This is a genomic window from Streptococcus sp. 339 (genome assembly GCF_013277285.1).
Lineage (GTDB): Bacteria > Bacillota > Bacilli > Lactobacillales > Streptococcaceae > Streptococcus > Streptococcus pseudopneumoniae.
Map to the genome: position 1 here is coordinate 1 of NZ_VMMR01000121.1, position 3,575 is coordinate 3,575.

General features: G+C 37.3%; 2 protein-coding genes and 1 pseudogene. 2 read left to right on the forward strand and 1 reads right to left on the reverse strand.

The genetic code is table 11. From position 1 onward, the window contains the following. Positions 1-132 precede the first annotated feature (132 nt). Positions 133-853, reverse strand: a pseudogene (locus tag HT736_RS11165) (FAD:protein FMN transferase); the annotation flags it as partial. Between the two features lie 295 nt (positions 854-1,148). Here HT736_RS11165 and HT736_RS11170 point away from each other — a divergent pair. Together HT736_RS11170 and HT736_RS11175 are read left to right on the forward strand one after the other, a co-directional pair. Beyond that, complete coding sequence (locus tag HT736_RS11170) at positions 1,149-2,528, forward strand: FAD-dependent oxidoreductase (protein ID WP_000036802.1); 1,380 nt, start codon at positions 1,149-1,151, stop codon at positions 2,526-2,528. A gap of 681 nt (positions 2,529-3,209) precedes the next feature. Continuing rightward, a complete protein-coding gene (locus HT736_RS11175; protein ID WP_000945719.1) occupies positions 3,210-3,563 on the forward strand; it encodes an aminotransferase class V-fold PLP-dependent enzyme in 354 nt (117 codons plus the stop codon). Positions 3,564-3,575 lie beyond the last annotated feature (12 nt).

Here is a 3,575-nt window from a genome sequence, read left to right on the forward strand (position 1 = left end):
TCTCATTTCACTATGAAAACGTTTAAAATATTTTCAACAACCTATCGAAATCATCGTAAACGCTTCGGATTACGAATGAATTTGATTGTTGGTATTATCAATCATGAACTAGGATTCTAGTTTTGCAGGAAGTCTATTGTCAAAAATGTGATGGTAATCTTGTCCATCGACTGTCAGGTGACGTTCATAAATGCCTGAAGTCACGACAGATTGATTGACAACGGGAATGGTCATTAAGTGATTTCCCCTCGGATTGGCTGAATCTTGAATCTCGATTTGCCAAGGGTTATCCCCTCTTGCCTGATTTTTTCCAATGGTCAGGATACTCCCTCCCAGATTGATCAAGGCAGAAGTCATACCCTCTTTTCTAAGAAATTGGGCACCCTTTATCTGCACTATAACCCTTGACTAAACAACCTAAATCGATTTTCATTCCTTTCTGCTTTAAGAATACAATGGAAGTAGAAGAATCTAACTCGATATCATGAGGATTGATTAGAGACAGCACCGCTTCAATTTCTTGAGGTTGTGCAGCTTTGGCATCTGAAAAACCAATGCGCCAGGTTTGAATTAGGGGATCAATACTGATGTTGAGCTGGCTATAGAGTGCTAGGCTATGCTCTAAACCAAGTGAAATCAGTTCAAACAGGTCTGGATGAACAGTGACGGGGGCTATTCCTGCTTGATAATTGATTTCCATCAACTCAGATTCTTGACTATTGGCATTGAAATGGTATTCAAGCTTTTTGAGCAAATCAAAGGATTTTTAGAGTAAGATATCTGCTCACTCATTAACTAATGAAATAGTGATAGTGGTTCCCGTTAGGAGTTCAGAATGTGAACGAAGAGGCAAGCTAGCAACTTTTTTCTTTTGTAGAAAATAAGTTGCAATATCAAATAATTATATAAATGGAAGACCTTGTATTTTATTTTCATGTTATTATAATACCATAAAGCTAGAATTTTCATAAATTAAATTTGGAAAAAGTCAAGAAATATGCTTAAAAAAATTCATTAGGCTTGAAATTAGGATAAATGGAGAATTGTTTTTGATAAAAAATGATAAAGTAATAGCAAACCTCTGGTAAACGCTGACAATAAATGGTATACTAGTAAGGTAAATTTAGAATGAAAGTAGGAAATTTTTTATGAGTAAAATTGTTGTAGTCGGTGCTAACCATGCTGGTACAGCATGTATTAATACTATGTTGGATAATTTTGGAAATGAGAACGAAATTGTTGTATTTGACCAAAACTCTAGCATCTCTTTCCTAGGGTGTGGAATGGCTCTTTGGATTGGTAATCAAATTGACGGTGCTGAAGGCTTGTTCTATTCTGATAAAGAAAAATTGGAAGCTAAAGGTGCTAAGGTTTACATGAACTCACCTGTTCTTTCAATCGACTATGATAACAAAGTAGTCACAGCCGAAGTTGAAGGAAAAGAGCACAAAGAATCATACGAGAAATTGATTTTCGCTACAGGTTCTACACCAATCTTGCCACCAATAGAAGGTGTTGAAATTCTTAAAGGAAACCGCGAATTTAAAGCAACTCTTGAAAACGTACAATTCGTGAAATTGTACCAAAACGCTGAAGAAGTGATCAATAAACTTGCTGACAAGAGCCAACACCTTGACCGTATCGCCGTTGTTGGTGGTGGTTACATTGGTGTTGAACTTGCTGAAGCCTTTGAGCGTCTTGGAAAAGAAGTTGTCCTTGTCGATATCGTTGATACTGTCTTGAACGGTTACTATGACAAAGACTTTACACAAATGATGGCGAAGAACTTGGAAGACCACAACATCCGCTTGGCTCTTGGTCAAACTGTTAAAGCAATCGAAGGTGACGGTAAAGTTGAACGCTTGATTACCGATAAAGAAACTTTTGATGTGGATATGGTTGTTCTTGCGGTTGGTTTCCGTCCTAACACAGCTCTTGCTGACGGTAAGATTGAACTCTTCCGAAATGGTGCTTTCCTTGTAGATAAGAAACAAGAAACTTCAATTCCAGGTGTATTTGCAGTTGGTGACTGTGCGACTGTCTATGATAATGCTCGTAAAGACACAAGCTACATCGCCCTTGCTTCAAACGCAGTTCGTACTGGTATCGTTGGTGCCTACAATGCTTGTGGACATGAATTGGAAGGAATCGGTGTTCAAGGTTCAAACGGTATCTCAATCTATGGTCTTCACATGGTTTCAACTGGTTTGACTCTTGAAAAAGCAAAAGCTGCAGGTTACAATGCGACTGAGACAGGATTTAACGATCTTCAAAAACCAGAATTCATGAAACACGATAACCATGAAGTAGCGATTAAGATTGTCTTTGACAAAGATAGCCGTGAAATTCTTGGTGCCCAAATGGTTTCACACGATATTTCAATCAGCATGGGAATTCACATGTTCTCACTTGCTGTCCAAGAGCATGTAACAATTGATAAATTGGCATTGACAGACCTCTTCTTCTTGCCACACTTCAACAAACCATACAACTACATCACAATGGCTGCCCTTACAGCTGAAAAATAAAAATGATGAACTATCTGGTCTTAAGTTAAGGTCGGATAGTTTTTTAGGTACGACGGGTCATGGCCTACATCTGAGGAACAAGTCCTCTGTGGGCACTAGCTACCGATGAACCTAATAGCGACCCTCAATCCTGACTATCGTGAGGTAGCGGACGAAGACGGTCTGGAGATAGACCCTGACGTTAGAATAAAAACCGTTAGAGGAAAGAATAGCGAAATCCTGGTTCTAGGAACAGAGAGGTGCTAGGAAAGCCTATCTAGCAGATGAGATAGCCAAGACCTCTAAAGTCCAAATAGGTAGTCGTAACCTATATGCGTAAATCACGAGAGTAATTGAATTCGGACTAAGGTTTGTGTGAAAAAGATAAATCTTTCTAGAGTCTAAAGACTCTGCGTCAGATTTCCTATTTTCACTCTAACCTTTTAACGTCCTCATATCTTGTATAAACGAGGAAAGATGTAGGACTTATCCCGTGAGGTCTCATGAGCGCTGAAAGCGTAGTAACAAGGAATCATGAGAAGTCAGCCGAACCCATAGTAGTGAGGAAACTTCTGTAGTAGTATTAAATGGTCCAGTTGTATTTCCCAAAAGATGTGCCAATACAATGTATTACATAAATCGAATTTTAAATCTTAGGAAGTAGAAATTTTTAATGGTAGTAGATTTTCAAAGTGGTGAAATATGTTGAGGAATTTATTTTCTTTTCAAACATCAGATATTATTTATTTTGATAATGCAGCTACAGTTCCCAAGCCAAAAGCTGTTGTTAATAAATTAACAGAAGTTTATTCAGGAATTCCAATAAACATTAAGAGACATAATTCAAAAAATGATTTAATTTTTTCTAATGAATATGAGGCTGTTAAGAAAAAAATTAAAAATTTTCTAAGTGCCAGTAACTACAATGTGCTTTTCACTAAAAGTGCTACGGAGGCTTATAACTTACTTAGTAGGTCTATAAAATATAATAAAGGTAAATTAGGTGTGTCTGTATTAGAACACCATTCTAATTATTTACCTTGGAAAATGTTATAGTTGCTTAGTTTC

What these genes read in the sequence shown, in the direction of transcription:
- HT736_RS11170 (WP_000036802.1), top strand. Translation starts at nt 1,149, where the DNA reads ATGAGTAAAATTGTTGTAGTCGGTGCTAACCATGCTGGTACAGCATGT.
- HT736_RS11175 (WP_000945719.1), top strand. Translation starts at nt 3,210, where the DNA reads ATGTTGAGGAATTTATTTTCTTTTCAAACATCAGATATTATTTATTTT.